Source organism: Herbaspirillum sp. C9C3, assembly GCF_013359625.1.
In the GTDB taxonomy this organism is placed as follows: domain Bacteria; phylum Pseudomonadota; class Gammaproteobacteria; order Burkholderiales; family Burkholderiaceae_D; genus Herbaspirillum.
Window position 1 is genome coordinate 42,850 of sequence record NZ_JABFMQ010000022.1, and the last position, 19,292, is coordinate 62,141.

The 19,292-nt window shown below is 63.6% G+C and carries 19 protein-coding genes; 8 read left to right on the forward strand and 11 right to left on the reverse strand.

Annotated features, from left to right (window positions below; genetic code table 11):
• Positions 1–40: 40 nt before the first annotated feature.
• Complete coding sequence (locus HNO82_RS17815) at positions 41–1,225, reverse strand: ABC transporter substrate-binding protein (protein WP_008331769.1); 1,185 nt, start codon at positions 1,223–1,225, stop codon at positions 41–43.
• 211 nt (positions 1,226–1,436) lie between these two features.
• Here HNO82_RS17815 and HNO82_RS17820 point away from each other — a divergent pair, with 211 nt between their 5' ends.
• The 4 genes from HNO82_RS17820 to HNO82_RS17835 are packed head-to-tail and all read left to right on the forward strand — an operon-like array spanning position 1,437 to position 4,991.
• Complete coding sequence (locus HNO82_RS17820) at positions 1,437–1,880, forward strand: hypothetical protein (RefSeq protein WP_050978124.1); 444 nt, start codon at positions 1,437–1,439, stop codon at positions 1,878–1,880.
• A 9-nt stretch (positions 1,881–1,889) separates the two neighbouring features.
• Positions 1,890–2,858: a polysaccharide deacetylase family protein gene (locus HNO82_RS17825; protein WP_008331774.1), complete on the forward strand. Its 969-nt coding sequence runs from the start codon at positions 1,890–1,892 to the stop codon at positions 2,856–2,858.
• Positions 2,859–2,884: 26 nt separating this feature from the next.
• On the forward strand, positions 2,885–4,123 hold the full coding sequence (locus HNO82_RS17830) for an amidase (protein WP_175344624.1): 1,239 nt from the start codon (positions 2,885–2,887) through the stop codon (positions 4,121–4,123).
• A 31-nt stretch (positions 4,124–4,154) separates the two neighbouring features.
• A complete protein-coding gene (locus tag HNO82_RS17835; protein ID WP_175344625.1) occupies positions 4,155–4,991 on the forward strand; it encodes a GntR family transcriptional regulator in 837 nt (278 codons plus the stop codon).
• Between the two features lie 84 nt (positions 4,992–5,075).
• Here HNO82_RS17835 and HNO82_RS17840 read toward each other — a convergent pair whose 3' ends face one another.
• The 4 genes from HNO82_RS17840 to HNO82_RS17855 all read right to left on the reverse strand — a co-directional run bounded on the left by HNO82_RS17840 (position 5,076) and on the right by HNO82_RS17855 (position 9,186).
• On the reverse strand, positions 5,076–6,086 hold the full coding sequence (locus HNO82_RS17840; RefSeq protein ID WP_175344626.1) for an LLM class flavin-dependent oxidoreductase: 1,011 nt from the start codon (positions 6,084–6,086) through the stop codon (positions 5,076–5,078).
• A gap of 91 nt (positions 6,087–6,177) precedes the next feature.
• Positions 6,178–7,206 carry an NADPH-dependent curcumin/dihydrocurcumin reductase gene (gene curA / locus HNO82_RS17845; RefSeq protein ID WP_175344627.1) on the reverse strand — a complete coding sequence of 343 codons (1,029 nt, stop codon included), beginning with the start codon at positions 7,204–7,206 and terminating at the stop codon, positions 6,178–6,180.
• 69 nt (positions 7,207–7,275) lie between these two features.
• Entirely contained in the window at positions 7,276–7,881 is a 606-nt protein-coding gene (locus HNO82_RS17850; RefSeq protein ID WP_008331792.1) for a TetR/AcrR family transcriptional regulator, read from the reverse strand.
• Between the two features lie 57 nt (positions 7,882–7,938).
• Positions 7,939–9,186: an MFS transporter gene (locus HNO82_RS17855; RefSeq protein WP_175344628.1), complete on the reverse strand. Its 1,248-nt coding sequence runs from the start codon at positions 9,184–9,186 to the stop codon at positions 7,939–7,941.
• Between the two features lie 101 nt (positions 9,187–9,287).
• Here HNO82_RS17855 and HNO82_RS17860 point away from each other — a divergent pair, with 101 nt between their 5' ends.
• Positions 9,288–10,247 carry a GlxA family transcriptional regulator gene (locus tag HNO82_RS17860; protein ID WP_008331796.1) on the forward strand — a complete coding sequence of 320 codons (960 nt, stop codon included), beginning with the start codon at positions 9,288–9,290 and terminating at the stop codon, positions 10,245–10,247.
• A gap of 11 nt (positions 10,248–10,258) precedes the next feature.
• On the opposite strand, the gene HNO82_RS17865 is transcribed toward HNO82_RS17860, so the two are convergent.
• A complete protein-coding gene (locus HNO82_RS17865) occupies positions 10,259–11,416 on the reverse strand; it encodes a metallophosphoesterase (RefSeq protein ID WP_175344629.1) in 1,158 nt (385 codons plus the stop codon).
• Positions 11,417–11,743: 327 nt separating this feature from the next.
• On the opposite strand from HNO82_RS17865, the gene HNO82_RS17870 reads away from it, so the two are divergent.
• Positions 11,744–12,286: a hypothetical protein gene (locus tag HNO82_RS17870; protein WP_241820955.1), complete on the forward strand. Its 543-nt coding sequence runs from the start codon at positions 11,744–11,746 to the stop codon at positions 12,284–12,286.
• Between the two features lie 103 nt (positions 12,287–12,389).
• Here HNO82_RS17870 and ppk2 read toward each other — a convergent pair whose 3' ends face one another.
• On the reverse strand, positions 12,390–13,301 hold the full coding sequence (gene ppk2, locus HNO82_RS17875) for a polyphosphate kinase 2 (RefSeq protein WP_034341306.1): 912 nt from the start codon (positions 13,299–13,301) through the stop codon (positions 12,390–12,392).
• Positions 13,302–13,544: 243 nt separating this feature from the next.
• On the opposite strand from ppk2, the gene HNO82_RS17880 reads away from it, so the two are divergent.
• Entirely contained in the window at positions 13,545–14,492 is a 948-nt protein-coding gene (locus HNO82_RS17880) for a LysR substrate-binding domain-containing protein (protein WP_008331807.1), read from the forward strand.
• Between the two features lie 80 nt (positions 14,493–14,572).
• On the opposite strand, the gene HNO82_RS17885 is transcribed toward HNO82_RS17880, so the two are convergent.
• From HNO82_RS17885 to ugpB, 4 genes are all read right to left on the reverse strand, one after another.
• Positions 14,573–15,667 carry a sn-glycerol-3-phosphate import ATP-binding protein UgpC gene (locus HNO82_RS17885; protein WP_008331808.1) on the reverse strand — a complete coding sequence of 365 codons (1,095 nt, stop codon included), beginning with the start codon at positions 15,665–15,667 and terminating at the stop codon, positions 14,573–14,575.
• Between the two features lie 26 nt (positions 15,668–15,693).
• Positions 15,694–16,545, reverse strand: a complete 852-nt coding sequence (gene ugpE / locus HNO82_RS17890; protein WP_008331809.1) for a sn-glycerol-3-phosphate ABC transporter permease UgpE — start codon at positions 16,543–16,545, stop codon at positions 15,694–15,696.
• 52 nt (positions 16,546–16,597) lie between these two features.
• Positions 16,598–17,482, reverse strand: coding sequence for a sn-glycerol-3-phosphate ABC transporter permease UgpA (ugpA, locus tag HNO82_RS17895; protein ID WP_008331810.1), 885 nt, complete (start codon positions 17,480–17,482; stop codon positions 16,598–16,600).
• Between the two features lie 175 nt (positions 17,483–17,657).
• A complete protein-coding gene (ugpB, locus tag HNO82_RS17900) occupies positions 17,658–18,971 on the reverse strand; it encodes a sn-glycerol-3-phosphate ABC transporter substrate-binding protein UgpB (RefSeq protein ID WP_175344631.1) in 1,314 nt (437 codons plus the stop codon).
• Here ugpB and HNO82_RS22120 point away from each other — a divergent pair.
• Positions 18,877–19,278 (forward strand): hypothetical protein, encoded by a 402-nt coding sequence (locus HNO82_RS22120; protein ID WP_217509964.1) that lies wholly within the window; start codon positions 18,877–18,879, stop codon positions 19,276–19,278. The genes ugpB and HNO82_RS22120 overlap by 95 nt on opposite strands.
• The last annotated feature ends 14 nt before the right edge of the window (positions 19,279–19,292 follow it).

Consider the following 19,292-nt stretch of genomic DNA (forward strand, 5'->3'; position numbering starts at 1 on the left):
AGCTGCGGGCAGCGGCGGCGCATTGTCTTGACCAAGGGGTTTACCGGGACATGCCGACCGGCAGGATGCGGTTGTCGATGAACTGCGCCCAGACGTAATCATCGGCTTGCAGGGCGTCATGCACGGTCGGACTGAAAGGCTTGACGTAGGTCTTGATCAGCCCCTCGTAGCGGTCGATCTTGTAGAAACCTTCGCGGATCGCGTCCCCATCGGTGGACCCGGCCTTGGCAATGGCCAGCGCCGCCAGCTGCATGCCGTCATAGGCATTGGCCACGCCCACGGCGGGGGTGATATCGTCCGGGCCCTTGATGGCGGGATATTTGGCCTTGAGCTCGGCCACCACCTTCTCGCCTACCGGCGAGAGCTTGCCGAAGAAGCTGAAGGTCTGGATGAAGTGGACGTTCTTCGCGTTCGGTCCCGCCAGTTCGGTGAAGCGGCCACCGGCCGGGCCCCAGTGCGAGACCACCGGCACCTTCCAGCCCATGCGGTCGAGCGACTTGACCACCTGGGCCGAGGGGCCGACGTTACCCACCAGATACAGGGTATCGGCACCGGCGGCCTTCAAGCGGCTCAGTTGCGGTACCACGTCCACGTCGCTGGCCTCGAACTTCTCGATGCCGGCGGGCTTCAGACCCTTCTCGGCGAGCGCGGCGACGATGCCCTTTTCATTCGATTCGCCCCACGGGTTGTTGACCAGAATCAGGCCGGCCTTGCTGCTGTTGAAGGTCTTCTGCGCGTAGTTGAGCATGGCCTTGTCCACCAGCTCATCGACTGCCGAGACGCGGAAGGCATAGTTGGGATTGGCGCCATTCTTGGTCACTCCGGTGCCGGCCGCCCAGGGACCGACGAAGGGCACTTTCTGCTGGTTGATGATGGGCACGATGGCCATCGAGACCGGCGTATCGAGGCCACCGAAGAGCACCGCCACCTTGTCCTTGAAGATCAGTTCACGTGCGGCCACCACCCCCTTTGCCGGATTGCCCTCGTCATCGCGGCGCACCAGTTCCAGCTTGCGCCCACCGAGCAGGCCGCCCTTGGCATTGATCTCGTCGATGGCGATGCTCATGCCGCGCGTGAGCGCCTCGCCGGCCTGGGCCGACTGGCCGGACAGCGCGGTGACCAGACCGATCTTGATGGGCTCGGCCGCCATGGCCAGGGGGGACAACGCGGCGGCCAGGGTGGCGGCAGCGACGGCGATGAGGGTGCGGCGGGTAAGGTGGATCATGGTGTTGCCTCCATAAGGTTCCGGTAAGTGAGAGTGACTCTGCCCGGCATGACTTATGCAAGGGCTATGCCAAGCGCAGCAGAAAGACTTAATTTTTGCCGACAATATCTCTCTAATAGTGACGTCATTTAATAATCTTTATTGCCGCTGATAATCAATCAAACTTGCAATCAATAAATGCACAATGCTTGTGCATAACCTGGAGAAAATGATGCACGCCGCACCATCATCAATCACCCCGCAGGCCACTGCCCTGCCCTACGATCCGGCCGCCCTGGTGGACGAATACCTGCGCGTGCTGATGATTCCCGACCCGGTGGCCGCGCGCCGCTTTGTCTCCCCGGAGCTGAAGATCCGTTTTACCGGCGGGCGGGAAATGATCGATCCGGCGCAATGCGCCGCCTTCAATGCCACGCGCTACGGTTGGGTCAAGAAGCGTTTCGAGGGGACCGAAGTGGTGGCCGGCGCCACCGTGGCACAGGCCATCGTCTACAACCGTGGCACGCTGTACGGCGTGTGGCCCGATGGCGAGGCCTTCGAAGGCAATCGCTACGTGGACCGCTATGTGGTCCGCCATGGGCTCATCGTGCAGATGGATGTCTGGAACGACAGTGCCGAACGCCTGCTGGTGCGCGCCGGTTTGGCCGAGCTGTAAGGAGGCCCCATGCAAGCGACGATCCTGCCCCCCGACGCGCGCCAGGCCGCAGGCCATGACGAGGGATGCGCCCCCTTCGGCGCCCTGCGCGCACATGGCCGCTTCGGCTACTCGCCCATCCATCGCCGGCCCGACTATTGCTGGCCCAATGGTGCAAGGCTGGCGGTCTACCTGGGCTTCAACATCGAGCACTTCGCCTTCGGGGAAGGACTGGGGGCCAAGCTGGGGCCGGTGTGCCCCGAGCCCGATGTGCTCAACTATGCCTGGCGTGAATACGGCAACCGCGTCGGTGCCTGGCGCTGCCTGGAATTGTTCGAGCAACTCGGCTTGCCCGCCGGCGTGCTCATCAACACTGCGCTCTACGATCATTGCCCGGAACTGGTCGAAGCCTTCGCCGCGCGGGGTGACGAACTGATCGGCCATGGCCACACCAACGCGCATCAACAGGGCAAGCTGGACGAGTCGGCCGAAGCCGCTCTGCTGCGCCACTGCCGCGACCGCATCCAGGCCGGGAGCGGGGTACTGCCCACGGGCTGGCTCTCGCCCTGGATTTCGGAAAGCCTGGTCACGCCCGACCTGCTGCAGGAGAGCGGCTATCGCTACACCCTCAACTGGGCACATGACGACCAGCCGGTGCACATGCGCACCCGCACCGGCGAAACCCTGTGGTCGATTCCCTACCCGCAGGAATTGAACGACATTCCCATGATCGTGGCGCGCCAGATGGATGGCCGCGACTTTGCCCGGATGATCGTGGACAATTTCGACGAGATGCGCGAGCAGGCCCTGCGCCAACCGCTGGTGATGGGCATTGCCCTGCATCCCTATCTGGTGGGCCAGCCCTATCGCCTGCGCCATCTGCGCGGCGCCCTGCAACACCTGGCGGCGGCGCGCGATCGCGGCGAGATCTGGTTCACCACGCCCGGCGCCATCTGCGACCATGTGGACAGCCTCGAACAACTGCGCCAGCCGTTCTGAGCTGGCATGACGCATCAGGAGAATCAATGAGTACCGCCCAGGCCTTTACCAGCACTACCACCGCCACCGCCTTCGAGATCGATGATCACGTGGCCGCCTTCGTGCCGCATGGCCGCTTCACCCTGGCCGGTGCTGCCAGCGGACCGCTGGCCGGATTGCGCTTTGCCGCCAAGGACCTGTTCGACGTGGCCGGCCACCCGACCGGGGCGGGCAACCCCGACTGGCTGCGCAGCCACCCCATCCCCACGCGCAGCAATGCGCTGGTCGGGCAATTGCTGCAGGCCGGTGCCACGCTGGTGGGCAAGACCCTGACCGACGAGCTGGCCTACAGCATCCACGGCGACAATCACCACTACGGCACCCCGGTCAACAGCGCCGCGCCCGATCGCGTGCCGGGCGGCTCCTCCAGCGGATCGGCGGCGGCGGTGGCCGCGCGCCTGTGCGACTTCGCGCTGGGCACCGACACCGGTGGCTCGACCCGCGTGCCGGCCAGCTATTGCGGCGTGTGGGGGCTGCGTACCAGTTTCGGCCTGCTCTCCACGGCCAGCATGGCACCGCTGTGTCCCAGCTTCGATACGGCGACCTGGCTGGCCCACGATCCCGACACCTTCGAGCGCGTGGGGCAGGTGCTGCTACCCAAGACCGGTTCATTGCAAGTGCGCAAGGTCCTGCTGCCCTTCGATCTGCTGGAACTGGCCGAGCCCGAGTTCCAGCCGGTGGTGCAACGGGTCTACGACGCGCTGCGCTCGGAACTGCCGGGAGAACACATGCGCATGTCGGGTGAGGAAGGCGAACTGGAGAAATGGCGCATGGCCTACATCAAGGCCTCCGCCTTCGATGCCTGGCAATGCCATGGCGCGTGGATCAGCTCGGCGCGTCCGGTATTCGGGTCGGCGGTGCAGGCGCGCTGGGACATGGCGCAGCACATCAGCGCCGACACCGCCCGCGCAGCGCGCGAAAAACAGGACCTGGTGCGGCATCGCGTGCGCTCCCTGCTGGGGGCGGACGGGGTGGCCGTGATGCCGTCGGCCTCCAGCGTAGCGCCCTTGCGCGATGCCTCGGCCGCCGCCATCGATGAGGTGCGTGCGCGCACCTTCGGCCTGACCTGCGTGGCCGGACTGGCGGGCCTGCCGCAGGTGAGCATGCCCTTCACCACTCCCGCCGGGCTGCCGATCGGCGTATCATTGCTCGGCCCGGCCGGCAGCGACCTGGCCCTGATCGGGCTGGCGACCCGCCTGTGGCGCAATCTCCAGGCTGCGCACTGAGACCGGGCAAGATCCACCATTCGACGAGACGATGAGCGACCTTTCTCCCCGCAAGACTTCCAGGCCGTCTTCCCGCACTGGCAAGCCCCAGGAACACGCCCCCAAGCCAGGTCCGGCACGACAGAGCCGTGCCGGCCGGCCGCGCGTGCGGCACGACGATCTGGCCGACACCTCGCAGCTGGCGCTGGAGGGCGAAGCGGGCGAAGACATCATCGTGCGCATCTACCAGACCGTGTTCGACAGCGTGATGAGCCAGCGCCTCACCCCCGGCACCAAGTTGCCGGAGGCGGCGCTGTGCGAACTGTTCGGGGTGGGCCGCACGGTGGTACAGAAGGCCTTGCAGAAACTGGCGCATGAACACATCGTCGAGTTGCGACCCAATCGCGGCGCCGTGGTGGCAATGCCCACTCCGGAAGAGACGCGCGAAATCTTCGAGGCCAGGCGCGCCCTGGAAGGCGCCATCATGCGGCTGGCCGTCAGCAATGCAACCCGCGCCGATCTGGCCAAGTTGCGCCGCCAGCTCAAGGAAGAACATCAGGTCATGCACAGCTATGCGCAGACGCACTGGGCACGTCTGGCCTCGTCCTTCCACATGCGGGTGGCCGAGGTGGCGCGCAATCCGACCTTGCAGCGTTATCTGGGCGAGCTGGTATCACGCTGTTCACTGATCGTGGCCCTGCACGAGCCGGCCGGATATGCTGCCTGCGAGCATGACGAGCATACCCATATCGTCGACCTGATCGAACGCGGTGATGCCGAAGGAGCGGTGGCGGCGATGGAAGCGCATCTGCTCTCGCTGGAGGAGCACATCCATCTGGTGAGCGAGAAGAGCGGCAACAGTCTGGCGCGCATGCTGGGAATGGAATAGGCGCTTCATCAGCCAGGCGGCGCAGGTAAAAGAATGGCGGCCAGGACCGCTCCCTGCCGCCATTTTCACGCAGTGCGCTCAAGCTCAGAGCGTGACCGTTTCCTTCAGCGACTCGCGCGCCTGGGCGGCGATTTCGAAGGAATGCAGACGCGCCGCATGGTCGTAGATCTGCGCGGTGATGATGAGCTCGTCGGGGGCATGTTCATCGATGAAGGCTTGCAGGCCTTCCTGCACGGTCTCTCGGTCTCCGACCACGGCGCAAGCAAGGGAGCGTTCGACGTGAGCCTGTTCGCCCGGCTGCCACAACGCGTCGATATCCTCCACCGGCGGGCGCAACTGGCCGGGCGTGCCACGGATGAGATTGAGGAACTGCTGCTGCAGCGAGGTGAAGAGGCGCTCGGCCTGGCGCTGGGTATCGGCGGCGAAGACATTGAGCGCCAGCATCACGTAAGGTTTCTTCAGGGTCGCCGACGGCTTGAAGCGCTCGCGGTAGATCTGCACCGCCGACTTCATGAAGCCCGGCGCGAAGTGCGAGGCGAAGGCGAACGGCAAACCCAGTTCGGCCGCCAGCTGCGCGCTGAACATGCTGGAACCCAGCAGCCAGATTGGCACTTTCAGACCGCTGCCCGGAACGGCGCGCAGCGCCTGGTAGTCCGAGGGTTCATCGAAATATTCCTGCAGTTCCAGCACGTCCTGCGGGAAGTTCTCTGCGGTATCACCGCCCATGTGACGGCGCAGGGCACGCGCGGTGCGCTGGTCGGAACCGGGCGCACGGCCCAGGCCCAGATCGATGCGTCCGGGATAGAGCGACTCGAGCGTACCGAACTGTTCGGCAATGACCAGCGGCGAATGATTGGGCAGCATGATGCCGCCGGAACCGACGCGGATGGTCCTGGTGTTGGCCGCCACATGCGAGATCACCAGCGCCGTGGCGGCACTGGCGATGCCGGGCATGTTGTGATGCTCGGCCAGCCAGTAACGCCGGTAGCCCAGGGCTTCAGCGCGCTGCGCCAGTTCCTTGCTGTTGTTGAAGGCCTGGGCGGCGGTACTGCCCTGGTTGATCGGCGACAGATCGAGGACGGAAAACGGAATCATGCGGCAATCCTTGTCGAGTCGGCACAGCCCTTGCAGGCCGTGCCGGTGGCCGGGTAGCTTCCCCGGAAATGGCGTACCGTGGTGCGTGGACTCAATCCAGCTTCACCACCAGCTTGCCGAAGTTCTTGCCTTGCAGCAGGCCCATGAAGGCTTCGGGGGCCTGCTCCAGGCCCTGCACCACGTCTTCGCGGTAACGCAGCTTGCCTTCTTTGAGCCAGGTGCCGACTTCCTGCTGGAAAGCGGCATACAGGTCGGGGCGGTTGACGTAGTAATCGAAGATGATGAAACCCTGCACACGAATGCGCTGGGTCAGCAGGCGGCGCAGGATGGCGCTGCTCTCGGTGGCCAGGCTGCCACCGTTGTAGTGGGCGATCAGACCGCACACAGGCACGCGGGCGTGGATGTTGAGCAAGGGGATGACGGCATCGAGCACGGCGCCACCGACGTTCTCGAAATATACATCGATGCCACGCCCGCAGGCCGCCTTGAGTTGCTCGGCGAAGTCGGGCGCACGATGGTCGATGCAGGCATCGAAGCCCAGTTCCTTGACCGCCGATTCACACTTCTGCGCGCCACCGGCGATGCCGACTACATGGCAGCCACGCTGCTTGGCGATTTGTCCGACCAGCGAACCGACCGCGCCGGTGGCTGCGGCCACCACCACGGTTTCACCAGGGCGCGGCTGGCCGATGTCGATCAGGCCGGCGTAGGCGGTATAGCCGGGCATGCCCAGCACACCCAGCGCGTGCGAAGGATGGTCGAAGTCGGCCGGCAGCTTGTTGGCGCCGCTGCCGTCGGAGATGGCGTACTCCTGCCAGCCGGTGTAGGCCATGACGAGATCGCCTTCCTGGAAATCTGGATGACGTGAACTGACCACGCGCGAGACCACGCCAGCGGTCATGACGCCATCGATTTCCACCGGAGGAGCATAGGAAGGGGCATCGCTCATGCGGCCGCGCATGTAGGGGTCCAGCGAGAGCCATAGTCCACGCAGCAGCATCTGGCCGTCCTGCAATGGCGGGATGGCCACTTCTTCGAGACGGAAATTCTCGGCCGTGGGGGTCGTAGTCGGGCGCGAGGCGAGGACAATGCGGCGATTGGTCTTGGGTAGTTGGGTCATGGAAATCCTTTCCGTATTCGGTTCATGTTCGCTTCATCGAGCGTGTGGGCGACAGGCCGCGGGACTCTGTTACCGTGGAGCCACCAGCACGCGTCGCGTGACCAGCATGGCCGCTTCCATCGGCGCGCGGTCACGCCCGAGCCTGGACAGCAGACTGGCGCCCAGCCATTGCTGGTAAAGCATGGTGGCCGTGGCCTGCGGTTCCAGCACGGTATGCAGCGATCCTTCGGCGATGCCTTCTTCGATGCAGGCGGCGATGCGCCCGATGAAGCGCTGCGTGCCCTCGTGCAGGGCCTGTCGCATGTCGTCGGACAGGTCGGCGACTTCTGCGGAGAGCTTGACCACCAGGCAGCGCTGTTCGGCCTCCTGGCAGCATTGACTTTCCAGCCAATACCCCCAGTACGTCAGCAGACGCTGGCGGGCATCTTCGCCTTGACCCTGGCCGTGGTCGGACAGGGCATGGTCCAGCCGTTCCAGGTAGGCGGACACATAATGCTGGATCAGTTCGCGACCATATTGTTCCTTCGATCCGAAGTAATGATAGAAGGAACCCTTGGGAATCTGCGCCGCCGCCAGGATCTCCGCCAGACCGACGCCGGTATAGCCCTTCTGCGCGATGAGCGCATGGCCGGCTTGCAGGATGTGACGCTTGTTGTGATCGTAGTGTTCTCGCATGCGCTGCATTCTAACGGAAAATTAGACCGGTCGTCTAAGGCCGGTCTTTTCCGCGGATCAGCTTGATGCAGGCTGCTTGTGCGCGGACGGAAACAGCGGCAGGACCAGCATCGCCACGATGGCCGCGCCGATCCACACGGCGGCCCATCCGTGCCAGTGCAGCAGCACCGGAACCGCCTGCGCGGTCAGGAAGAACACACCGAAGACACAGCTGTTGCCCAGCCCCAGCGCCGTGCCGACCTGGGCCGGACCGGCAGCTACGGCCAGTTCGGTGTAGGCCACTCCATGCCAGGCGGAGACCACCACGCCGGCCGCTACCAGCACGCCGCCCAGCCAGGGTAGCGCAGCGGACATGCCGCTGAGCGAGGACAGGCCGAGCAGCAGGAACAGCACCGCACTGCCCAATGCACAAGCCCGCAGATAAGGGCGGCGCTGGCCGCGCCGGTCGGTCCAGCGGCCACTGGCGATGCGCGCCACCGCCGCCCCCAGTTGCACCAGCGTGAGCAACACGCTCATGAGCAGCAGGCTGGCCTGCCCCACTTCATGCAGGAAGATGCCGCCGAAGCTGATCAGCGCCACCTGCGGCGCGCACAGCAAACCGGTGCCCAGCGCCAGCCGCCATACCAGCGCACTGCGCAAGGCCGATGCGGCAGGCTCCGGGGCTGCCTGCGAACGGGCCACCATGTCCGGTTCGCGCAGCCAGCACAGCACCAGCCCGCCACTGGCCAGGCACAGTGCCATCAGCAATCCGAATACCGCGCCAAAGCCCGCGCGGTCGGCCAGCGAGGGCAACAGCAAGGCACCGATACCGCCCCCCAGCGGTACGGCGGTCTGGCGGATACTCATGGCCAGGCCGCGTTCGCCTTCGCCGAACCAGGCCATGATGGCACGTCCGCTGGCGCCGTTGACACTGCCACCCAGCAGACCCGCCAGCATGAGACCGCCATACAGCCACAGGATCGCCGATGCGCCCTGCGTCGGACGGGCCATCGCCATGAGCAGCAGGAGCGCGGCACTGGTGCCCAGCAGGCCCGCCAGCAGGACCTTGCGATCACCCAGGCGGTCGGTCAGTACCCCCCAGGGCAGTTCGCCCAGCGCCACGCCCAGGCTCAACAGGCCCAGCGCCAGTCCCAGTTGCGCATTGCCGAGTTGATAGTCATTGCGCAGCACCAGCGAGGTGACCGGGATGCCGGAAAACACCGCCGAAAAACTGGCGTTGGCGGCAACGCCCGCGGCCAGCACTTTCCAGCGATGTACGGAAAGAACGCCGGTGACTGTTGCGGGAGGGGTGGAGAGGATGGACAAGGCGGGCTCCGGTGGGGATCAGGCCTTGCAGTGTGCCGTGCAGGGGTATGGCTTAAATGTCATAATTCCGGCATTACCAGCCATTTGACGTTTTCTGCACCATGCCCGCGCGCGACATTGCCTTCCTCATTTTTGCCGATTGCAGCATGCTCGATTTCACCGGTCCGCTGTCGGCCTTCGATGCCGCCAACCGGGTCAGCGGGCGCGCGCTCTATCGGATCACGCTGCATTCCGAGCCGGGCGGCATGATCCGCAGTTCGGCGGGGGCGCTGATCCAGACCGAACGCATCGGTCGCGCCAGCTTCGATACCGTGGTGGTAGCAGGAGGCGGGGCACCGCGCGAAGGACTGGTGTCCGAAGGGCTGCGTCGCTACATCGTGCGCGCAGCCGGTCGCTCGCGCCGCATCGCCGGCGTGTGCACGGGCGCTTTCGTGCTGGCGGCAGCGGGCCTGCTCGATGGCAGGCGCGCCACCACGCACTGGCGCATGGCGGCCAAGCTGCAGCAGATGTATCCGCAGGTGAAGGTGGACAGCGAGCGCATCTATTCCTGTGATGGCAAGGTGTGGACCTCAGCGGGGATTTCCGCCGGGATCGATCTGGCCCTGGCGCTGATCGAGGAAGATCACGGTGCCGAACTGGCCAAGGCGGTGGCGCGCGAGCTGGTGGTGTATCACCGGCGTCCGGGCGGACAGTCGCAGTTCTCGGCCCTGCAGGAGATGGATGGTGGCTCGGAACGCATACGCCGCGCCCTCAGTTTTGCGCGCGCGCACCTGCATCAGGAAGTGAGCATCGACACGCTGGCCGAAGTGGCCTGTCTCAGCCGCCGTCAGTTCGATCGCAGCTTCGCGGCCGAGACCGGCCAGACCCCGGCACGTGCCATCGAACAGATGCGTGCGGAAGCGGCGCGGCTACGCATCGAGCAATCGCAGGACAGCCTGGAGAGCATCGCCCGCGCCACCGGCTTTGGCGATGCCGAGCGCATGCGGCGCGCCTGCCTGCGGCTGTTCGGACAACCGCCGCAGGCCATGCGACGCCTGGCGCGTCTGGACGATGCGCAATAGGCGGCGTCGGTTCAGCCTGCGGTCAGGCGTACGCGCGTGATCTCGGAAGGTGCCAGCAGTCGCTTGGGCGGCCCCCAGTAGCCGGTGCCCCGGCTGACATAGATCCACAGTCCCTGCAGGCGCTTGAGACCGGCCACATAAGGTTGCTGCAGCGGCACGAAGAAATTCCACGGGAAGAACTGGCCGCCATGCGTATGCCCCGAAAGTTGCAGGTCGAAGCCGGCCTCGACGGCGACGGTGGCGCTGCGGGGCTGGTGCGCCAACAGCACGCGCGGGTGGTCGGCGGGCGCGTTGGCAATGGCGGCATGCGGATCGCTGCGATGGGCTTCATCGAAATGATGAGCGGTGTAATCGGTCACACCGGCCAGCACCAGGCCCGCGCCGTCATGGCGCAGGACCACGTGTTCATTCATGAGCACCGTCACGCCCAGACGGCGCACCTCGTCTATCCATTCGTGGGCGTTGGAGTAGTACTCGTGATTACCCGTGACGAAGTAGGCACCATGCCGCGCGCGCAGTTGTGCCAGCGGTGCGGTGTGCGGCGCCAGCTGGTGCACGCTGCCATCGACCAGGTCGCCGGTGATGGCCACCACGTCCGGCTGCAGGGTATTGACCCGGTCGACGATGGCTTGCAGGTATGCTGCCTTGATGGTGGGGCCGACGTGAATATCGCTGATCTGGACGATGGTGAAGCCCTCCAGCGCCGACGGCAGGTTGGCAATCGGCACGCTGACCTCGACCACGGCGGCGGTGCGGCGGGCATTGAGATAGCCGATGACGGTGGCCGCTGCGGTAAGGGCCAGCACCAGCCAGGCGCTCAGCTCGATCATTTCGTGTTGCTGGATGGGCGACAGGTGCAACCAGGGCAGCGCCGCCAGCCCCAGCGCGCGCAACAGGGTCAGGAGCAAGGCCGAGGAAAACGCGCCCATGGCCAGCATGCCGGCCCAGGCCAGACGATCGGCTGCGGTTTCCGACAAACCGCGTCGCTTGAGGTAAGGCACGGCCAGCGCCACCGGCATCAGCAGGAAGGACAGCAACAGCACGACAGCGCCCAGCGTGATCCAGCCCGCCCGGGGAGTCAGTGCCGGCAGCAGTTGCCAGCCGATCCAGGCGTGCAGGGCGGCCAGCAGGCCGAGGACGGTGAACAGCGAGACGAGGCTACGGCGCATGGAAAACCTTTGAAAGAGGAGACATCGCCCGGGATTGCGAAGGCCGGCCTTGCTTGCCGGAAAGCTGAGATATGAAGGCTGCAGGGATGCTTTTCAAGCAATTCCTGCGAAAAACCTCGTAAATCCTGCCCAAAATGCCGCATCGGCAGACAGCAGAAACCGCCAGATGAAGAAAAAGTCGGCCACGGGCATGCAGGAAGACGCTCAGAGGAGGATAATATTGCTTCTATCCCCCCGTTTTTAATTCGCGCGACCTTGGCGGCACCTGCCGCATCGATGGCAAGAGCATCGACACCAGGCCGCGCCTGCATCATTGGAAGAGTTATTTTGAGTTCAAGCAAAACCAAACGCTGGCATGGCAATGTCGAGGCGATCAAACCCGAATTCCTCAACGGCGTGATCACCCAGATGAGCTCCTACGGCGACCGCGTCCATTTCAGCATGTTCGGTTCGGTGCAAAAGCCGCACTATGAAGTCATCAACAGCTTCGACAAGAAGATGGCCTTCGATGGCAATCACCACCTGCACCGTGCCGAAGAAACCGAATTCGGTCCCGGCAATGTGACGCCCATCTTCACCCTTGACCAGATCAAGCGCATCGTCGCCACCGGCGGCAGCGGCACTCGCAGCACCCCGCGCTCGGCGCGTGCCGCCTCGGCCCGCAGCGCCGGCGGCACAGCCCGTCCGACCACTGCCGCGGCCCGCGCGCGCGAAGCGGTCGATGGCGAGAAGTACGCCTACTTCAAGGCCAACCGCCACATGCTGCCCGATGAGATCAACCAGCATTCCGATGAGATCAGCAAGCTCATGCTCAATGGCATGTCGGCCGAGCAGGCTTTCGGCGAAGTGATTTCCAAGTACTTCGACTGAGACGGGACGACGGCATGGTCCGTCTGAACTGCCCAAATGCAAATGGCCGGAGCTGCGTCTCCGGCCATTTTCGTTGCGGCGCCCTGCTCTGCCGGTCAACAGATCAGTAGATTTCCGGCACGATCATGGAATCGGGCACCGGGTGGCGCTCGTAATCCTCATGGCGTTCGCGCTCGGGCAACTGCACGGGCGGATGCGGTACTTCCGCATAGGGCATCTGCTGCAGCAGGTGGCTGATGCAGTTCAGGCGCGCCTTCTTCTTGTCCACCGCCTGCACGATCCACCACGGCGCTTCCGGAATGTGGGTGCGCTCCAGCATCACTTCCTTGGCCTTGGTGTATTCCTCCCAGCGACGACGCGACTCCAGGTCCATGGGGCTCAGCTTCCACTGCTTGAGCGGATCATGAATGCGCGAGAGGAAACGCAGATGCTGTTCTTCATCGGTGATGGAGAACCAGTACTTGATGACCTGGATGCCGGCACGGGTCAACATGCGTTCGAACTCGGGCACGGAGCGGAAGAATTCCTCGTACTGTTCGTCGGTACAGAAACCCATCACCCTTTCCACACCCGCGCGGTTGTACCAGCTGCGGTCGAACAGCACGATCTCGCCGGCCGCCGGCAGATGCGATACATAACGCTGGAAGTACCATTGCGTGCGTTCGCGGTCATTGGGTGCCGGCAGCGCAGCCACGCGGGCCACGCGCGGGTTCAGGCGCTGGGTGATGCGCTTGATCACGCCCCCCTTGCCGGCGGCGTCGCGTCCCTCGAAGACGATCACCACCTTGTGCCCGGTCTGTACCACCCAGTCCTGCAGCTTGACCAGCTCGCCCTGCAGGCGGAACAGTTCGCGGAAATACAGGCGACGGTATTCCTTTTCCTCGCTGCCATGGGCGCTGGAAAATTCACCGGTCACCGGATCGACGGTGCGGTCTTCCAGTTCCAGCTCCATTTCTTCGTCATAGCTGTCGGCCAGTTCGCGGTGGACGCGCTTGACCAGTTCTTCCTTATCCATCATGTCCTCGTGTGCAAGATAAAGTGGCGAACGCGGCACTTCCCTTCGCCTGAAAGTGCGTGACAACATACCTGCCCTTTGTGACCAAGACATGACAGGCGGATAACATCGCAACAGCAATACCGCCGGCCCTGCCCCTGAAGGTGCATCCTGCATCAACTGGCGGCCAAATGCCATGATGCCCTGCAGAACCTGCCGCACGAAAATACGCTATAGTCCCGAAAACGATTCCGGCATAAGAGCATGACACTTACAGAACTCAAATACATCGTGGCCGTCGCGCGGGAAAAGCATTTCGGCCATGCAGCAGAAGCTTGTTTCGTCGCCCAGCCCACGCTGTCGGTGGCCATCAAGAAACTGGAAGATGAGCTGGGCGTTGTCATCTTCGAACGCGGCGGCACCGAGGTCTCGGTCACTCCGCTGGGCGCGCAGATCGTGGCCCAGGCCGAGCGCGTGCTGGAGCAGACCGCCGCCATCAAGGAAATCGCCAACCAGAACAAGGATCCGCTATCGGGCCCCTTGCGCCTGGGCATCATCTACACGATCGGCCCCTACCTGCTGCCGTCGCTGGTCAAGACCATGATAGAGCGCGTGCCGCAGATGCCGCTGATCCTGCAGGAGAATTTCACCACGCGCCTGATCGAGCTGCTGCGCCAGGGAGAGCTCGATGCGGCCATCATGGCCCTGCCCTTCCCCGAGCATGGGCTCAACGTGACGCCGCTGTACGACGAGCAATTCATGGTGGCGCTACCGCGCCAGCACAAGTGGGCCGAGCGCAAGGAAATCGATGCGCGCGAACTCAAGAGCGAGACCATGCTGCTGCTGGGCAACGGCCACTGCTTCCGCGATCAGGTGCTGGAAGTCTGCCCGGAGATGTCGCGCTTCTCCACCAATGGCGATGGCATCGCCCGCACGTTCGAAGGCTCATCGCTGGAGACCATCCGTCACATGGTGTCCTCGGGCATCGGGGTGACCGTGTTGCCGCGCGCCTCCATTGCCGATGCCGACGCGCGCGACGGCATGGTGCGTTATGTTCCCTTCGTCGCGCCGGCCCCTTCGCGCCGCGTGGTCATCGCCTGGCGCAAGAGTTTTACCCGGCAGGCGGCCATCGATGCGGTGCATCAGGCGGTGCTGGCTTGCAAGCTCAATGGGGTGGAGATGCTCACCGAAGAGTCGGCCAGCGCGGCTTGATCCCTGCGTCAGCTTGCAAGGAAAAGGGGCCTCGCAATTGCGAGGCCCGTGTCATTTCTGCCAGTACGACGTGTTGGAACTCAGGTAATGCGATGCGTGCTCTTCACATCAAACCAATGCACATCCCCCGCTCCGAACGAAGCCCCGATCCGCTGACCGGTACTGACCGGCACATTGGCCGGGCAGCGCAGCACCAGCGCCTGTCCGCCACAGCGCGCATGCACCAGCAATTCCGCACCCAGCGCTTCGACCAGCTCCACCTCCAGTGACAGCTGCGCGGCCGAGCCGTCGAGGATGGGCAGCAGGTGTTCCGGCCGCACGCCCAGGATGCGCTCCTGGCCGGCCGCACCGGGCAGCGCCTGCGGCAGTCGCACGGTGGCGGCAGCCTCGCCCTTGCTGGCCTCGAAGCTGGCACCGTCAGCCGACAGCCTGCCCTCCAGCAAATTCATCGGCGGCGAACCGATGAAGCTGGCCACGAAAGTGGTGGCCGGACGTGCATAGACTTCAGCGGGCGTACCGATCTGCTCGGCCACGCCACGGTTCATCACGATCATGCGCTGGCCCAGGGTCATGGCCTCGACCTGATCGTGGGTGACATAGAGACTGGTGGTGCGCAGGCTGGCATGCAGCTTCTGGATTTCCAGACGCATCTGCACGCGCAGCTTGGCGTCCAGATTGGAGAGCGGTTCGTCGAAAAGGAAGACCGCAGGCTTGCGCACAATGGCGCGCCCCATGGCCACGCGCTGGCGCTGGCCGCCGGAGAGTTGGCGCGGGGTACGCTCCAGCAGCGCGCCGAGTTCGAGGATGGCGGCGGCGCGCTGCACGCGCTCGTCGATCTCGGCCTTGGACAGCCCCTGGATCTTCAGCCCGTAGGCCATGTTCTGGTACACCGTCATGTGCGGATACAAGGCATAGTTCTGGAACACCATGGCGATGTCACGCTCCTTGGGTTCCAGGTCATTGACCACGCGATCACCGATGACGATCTGTCCGCTGCTGATCTCTTCCAGCCCCGCGACCATGCGCAGGAGCGTGGACTTGCCGCAGCCCGAGGGACCGACCATGACGATGAATTCGCCATCGGCGATCTCGGCATCGATGCCATGGATGACGTCGACCGCCTTGGCGCCCGTGCCATAGGTCTTGCGAACTTGCTTGAGATGGATTGCTGCCATGGTTGTCAGTAGTTAAATGATATAAATTATTTCTCGGAATCGACCAGGCCCTTGACGAACCATTTCTGCATCAGCACCACCACCAGCCCGGGCGGAAGCATGGCCAGGATCATGGTGGCCATTACCAGGTTCCACTCGACGGCCGAATCGCCACCGGAAATCAAGGTCTTGATGCCGATGCCGATGGGATACATGCTGGTGTCGGTGGCGATGATGAGCGGCCACAGGTACTGGTTCCAGCCGTAGATGAACATGATCACGAACAGCGCAATGACATTGGTACGCGACAGCGGCCACAGCACATCCTTGAGGAAGCGCAGCGGCCCGGCACCATCAATGCGCGCGGCTTCGGCCAGTTCGTCAGGCACCGTCAGGAAGAACTGGCGGAACAGGAAGGTGGCCGTGGCCGAGGCGATCAGCGGAATGCTCAGACCCGCATAGCTGTTGAGCATGCCCAGGTCGGAAACGACCTGGTAGGTCGGCGTGATGCGCACCTCCACCGGCAGCATCAGCGTGACGAAGATCATCCAGAAGAACAGCCCTCGCCCCGGAAAGCGGAAGTACACGATGGCAAAGGCCGAGAGCATGGAAATGGAGATCTTGCCGATGGCGATGATGAGCGCGGTGGCCAGGCTCACCCACAGCATGTGCAGCACCGGTGGTGCGCTCACCTGGCCGGATGCGCCCTTGAAGAGCACCGCGCCGTAGTTGTTCAGAAATTCCCCGCCCGGCACCAGCGACAGCGGCGACAGCGCCGATTGCTCGGCGGTCTGGGTGCTGGCCACGAAGGCGACATACAGCGGGAAGAACACGATGAGTACACCCAGCACCAGCACCACATGGCTGAGGAAATCAAGGATGGGGCGACGTTCGATCATGCGGTCACCTCTTCGATCTGGAGGAAGAAAAGAGCGTTCATGGGAGCGGGCTTCATGCGTATTGCACCTTCTTTTCAACGTACTTGAACTGCACCACGGTCAGCAGGATCACCAGCGCCATGAGCACCACCGATTGCGCCGCCGAGCCGCCCAGGTCGCCGCCTCTGAAGCCGTCGGTGAAGACCTTGTAGACCAGGATCTCGGTATCCTTGCCGGGACCGCCGTGGGTGGTGGCATCGACGATGACGAAGGTATCGAAGAAGGCATAGACCACGTTGACCACGAAGAGGAAGAACGTGGTCGGCGAGATCAGCGGGAAGACGATGGTGAAGAAGCGCTTGACCGGCCCCGCGCCATCGATGGCGGCGGCTTCGATGAGCGACTTGGGAATCGACTGCAGGCCGGCCAGGAAGAACAGGAAGTTGTAGCTGATCTGCTTCCAGATGGCCGCGATGACGATGAGGATCATGGCATGCGTGCCATTGATCATGTAGTCCCAGGGCAGACCCAGCCAGGTCAGCACGTGCGAGAGGATGCCCAGGGAGGGACTGAGCAGGAACATCCACAGCACCCCGACCACCACCGGCGAGACCGCATAGGGCCAGATGAGGAAGGTCTTGTAGACCGAGGCGCCACGGCGCACACGGTCGGCGAAGACCGCCAGCAGCAAGGATAGCGCCAGGCCGAAGAAGGCCACCAGCGCCGAGAAGATGGCCGTGGTACGGAAGGATTCGAGGTAGGTCGGGTCGGCGAAGAGGGTCTTGAAATTGTCGAGCCAGACGAATTCGGAATAGCCGCCGAAGGCATCCTGCAGCAGCATGGACTGATACAGCGCCTGCACCGCAGGCCAGAAGAAGAACAGCAAAGTGATGATGATCTGCGGTGCCACCAGCAGATAGGGCAACCACTTCGAGGTGAAGCGCGCGCGTTTTTCCACGATCGTTCCAGCCAGGGATCGCCTGGCCGCAGAGGTTGATTGAATCGGAATCGGATGTCAGCTTGCTGACATCCCAAAACGGAAGCCGGCGTTGCCCTCCAGGATCGTGGAGGACAGCGCCGGTTCCTGTCCCGTCGTCGCGTTCAGGCCGGACGGGAGCTACTGCGCAAGGAAATTACTGGTTGCCCTTGTTGGCCTTCTCGAAACGGACCAGCAGTTCGTCGCCGCGCTTGACGGCGGAGTCCAGCGCTTCCTTGGCGGTCTTCTTGCCGGTCCAGACGTTTTCCAGTTCCTCGTCGAAGACGGTGCGGATCTGCGGATAATTGCCCAGGCGCAGGCCACGCGACTTCTCGGTGGTCTTGACGATCATCTGCTTGACGGCCACGTCGGTGCCCGGATTGCGCTCATAGAAACCGGAGCTCTTGGTCAACTCGTAGGCCGCCTTGGTGACCGGCAGGTAACCGGTATCCTGGTGCCACTTGGCGGCCACTTCCGGCTTGGAGAGGTAGCTGAAGAACTTGGCCACGCCCTTGTATTCATCGGCCTTCTTGCCGTTCATCACCCACAGCGAAGCGCCGCCGATGACGGTGTTCTGCGGGGCGCCCGGCACGTCGCTGTAGTACGGCAGCGGCGCCACGCCAAACTTGAACTTGGCGTTCTTGCGGATATCCGCGTAGGCCGAGGAAGAGCCGGTGATGATGGCGCATTCGCCCGCGTTGAACTTGGCGTTGGCCTCGTCCTTGCGGCCGGCGTAGGTGAAGTAGCCCTGCTTGGCCCAGTTCGACAGGTTCTCGATGTGGCGCACGTGCAGCGGGCTGTTCATCTTCAGGCGCGCATCCAGGCCGCCGAAGCCGTTGTTCTTGGTCGCCAGCTCAACGTTGTGCCAGGTTGAAAACGATTCCAGATGCACCCAGGATTGCCAGGTCGTGGTGTAGACGCACGATGCGCCGCTGGCCTTGATCTTGGCGGCCATGCCGATGAATTCCTGCCAGGTGGCGGGCGGCTTTTCCGGATTCAGGCCTGCCTTGGCGAACATGTCCTTGTTGTAGAACATGATGGTGGTGGAGCTGTTGAAGGGGAAGGACATCATGCCCTTCGGGGTCGAGTAGTAACCGGCCACGGCGGGCACGTAGGCGTTCTGGTCGAACTTCTCGCCGGCCTGGTGCATCACTTCATAGACCGGTTTGACTGCGCCCTTGGCGTAGATCATGGTGGCGGTGCCCACTTCGAACACCTGCAGGATGTCGGGCGCGTTGCCGGCACGATAGGCGGCAATGGCGGCGGCCATCGATTCGTCGTAGGTCCCCTTGTAGACCGGCACGATCTTGTAATCGCTCTGGGTCTTGTTGAAGTCGTCAGCCAGGGCATTGACGCGTTCGCCCAGGGCGCCGGTCATGGAATGCCACCAGGAGATCTCGGTTGCGGCGAAGGCGGAGGATGTGATCGTCGCCAGGACACCGGTCGCGATCAGTGTTTTCATCATGTTCATCAGAGGGGACCTCTCGAAAAAAGGGGGTTTGATGCTAACAACGCTCCATGACAGCCGCGTTACATTAGCCGTACTGCTGGCTTTGGGCAAAGGAAATGCGTGTGGCCATGCAGCACGAAAACCGAAAACGTCTCAGGAAATGGGAATTGGTTTTTATTATTTCTGCTACGGATGCTACAGATGCTACGGATGCTGCCGCTACGACTGCCTCGCAACGCCGCGCCGCATCGGTCCCGGGACCGATGCGGCCTGCCGTTGGCACACCAGAAAAAGCACGACGGTGCGAAAACGTCGTCGCGAATTATAATGCGGTCTTTCGAT

Excerpts from the sequence above, each read along its gene's own strand:
- curA (WP_175344627.1), bottom strand. The coding sequence starts at position 7,206 with ATGACCCAACTACCCAAGACCAATCGCCGCATTGTCCTCGCCTCGCGC.
- ppk2 (WP_034341306.1), bottom strand. The coding sequence starts at position 13,301 with ATGGATAAGGAAGAACTGGTCAAGCGCGTCCACCGCGAACTGGCCGAC.
- HNO82_RS17825 (WP_008331774.1), top strand. The coding sequence starts at position 1,890 with ATGCAAGCGACGATCCTGCCCCCCGACGCGCGCCAGGCCGCAGGCCAT.
- ugpE (WP_008331809.1), bottom strand. The coding sequence starts at position 16,545 with ATGATCGAACGTCGCCCCATCCTTGATTTCCTCAGCCATGTGGTGCTG.
- HNO82_RS17835 (WP_175344625.1), top strand. The coding sequence starts at position 4,155 with ATGAGCGACCTTTCTCCCCGCAAGACTTCCAGGCCGTCTTCCCGCACT.
- HNO82_RS17830 (WP_175344624.1), top strand. The coding sequence starts at position 2,885 with ATGAGTACCGCCCAGGCCTTTACCAGCACTACCACCGCCACCGCCTTC.
- HNO82_RS17880 (WP_008331807.1), top strand. The coding sequence starts at position 13,545 with ATGACACTTACAGAACTCAAATACATCGTGGCCGTCGCGCGGGAAAAG.
- HNO82_RS17840 (WP_175344626.1), bottom strand. The coding sequence starts at position 6,086 with ATGATTCCGTTTTCCGTCCTCGATCTGTCGCCGATCAACCAGGGCAGT.
- ugpB (WP_175344631.1), bottom strand. The coding sequence starts at position 18,971 with ATGAACATGATGAAAACACTGATCGCGACCGGTGTCCTGGCGACGATC.
- HNO82_RS17820 (WP_050978124.1), top strand. The coding sequence starts at position 1,437 with ATGCACGCCGCACCATCATCAATCACCCCGCAGGCCACTGCCCTGCCC.
- HNO82_RS17885 (WP_008331808.1), bottom strand. The coding sequence starts at position 15,667 with ATGGCAGCAATCCATCTCAAGCAAGTTCGCAAGACCTATGGCACGGGC.
- HNO82_RS17850 (WP_008331792.1), bottom strand. The coding sequence starts at position 7,881 with ATGCGAGAACACTACGATCACAACAAGCGTCACATCCTGCAAGCCGGC.
- HNO82_RS17860 (WP_008331796.1), top strand. The coding sequence starts at position 9,288 with ATGCCCGCGCGCGACATTGCCTTCCTCATTTTTGCCGATTGCAGCATG.
- HNO82_RS22120 (WP_217509964.1), top strand. The coding sequence starts at position 18,877 with ATGGAATGCCACCAGGAGATCTCGGTTGCGGCGAAGGCGGAGGATGTG.
- HNO82_RS17865 (WP_175344629.1), bottom strand. The coding sequence starts at position 11,416 with ATGCGCCGTAGCCTCGTCTCGCTGTTCACCGTCCTCGGCCTGCTGGCC.
- HNO82_RS17815 (WP_008331769.1), bottom strand. The coding sequence starts at position 1,225 with ATGATCCACCTTACCCGCCGCACCCTCATCGCCGTCGCTGCCGCCACC.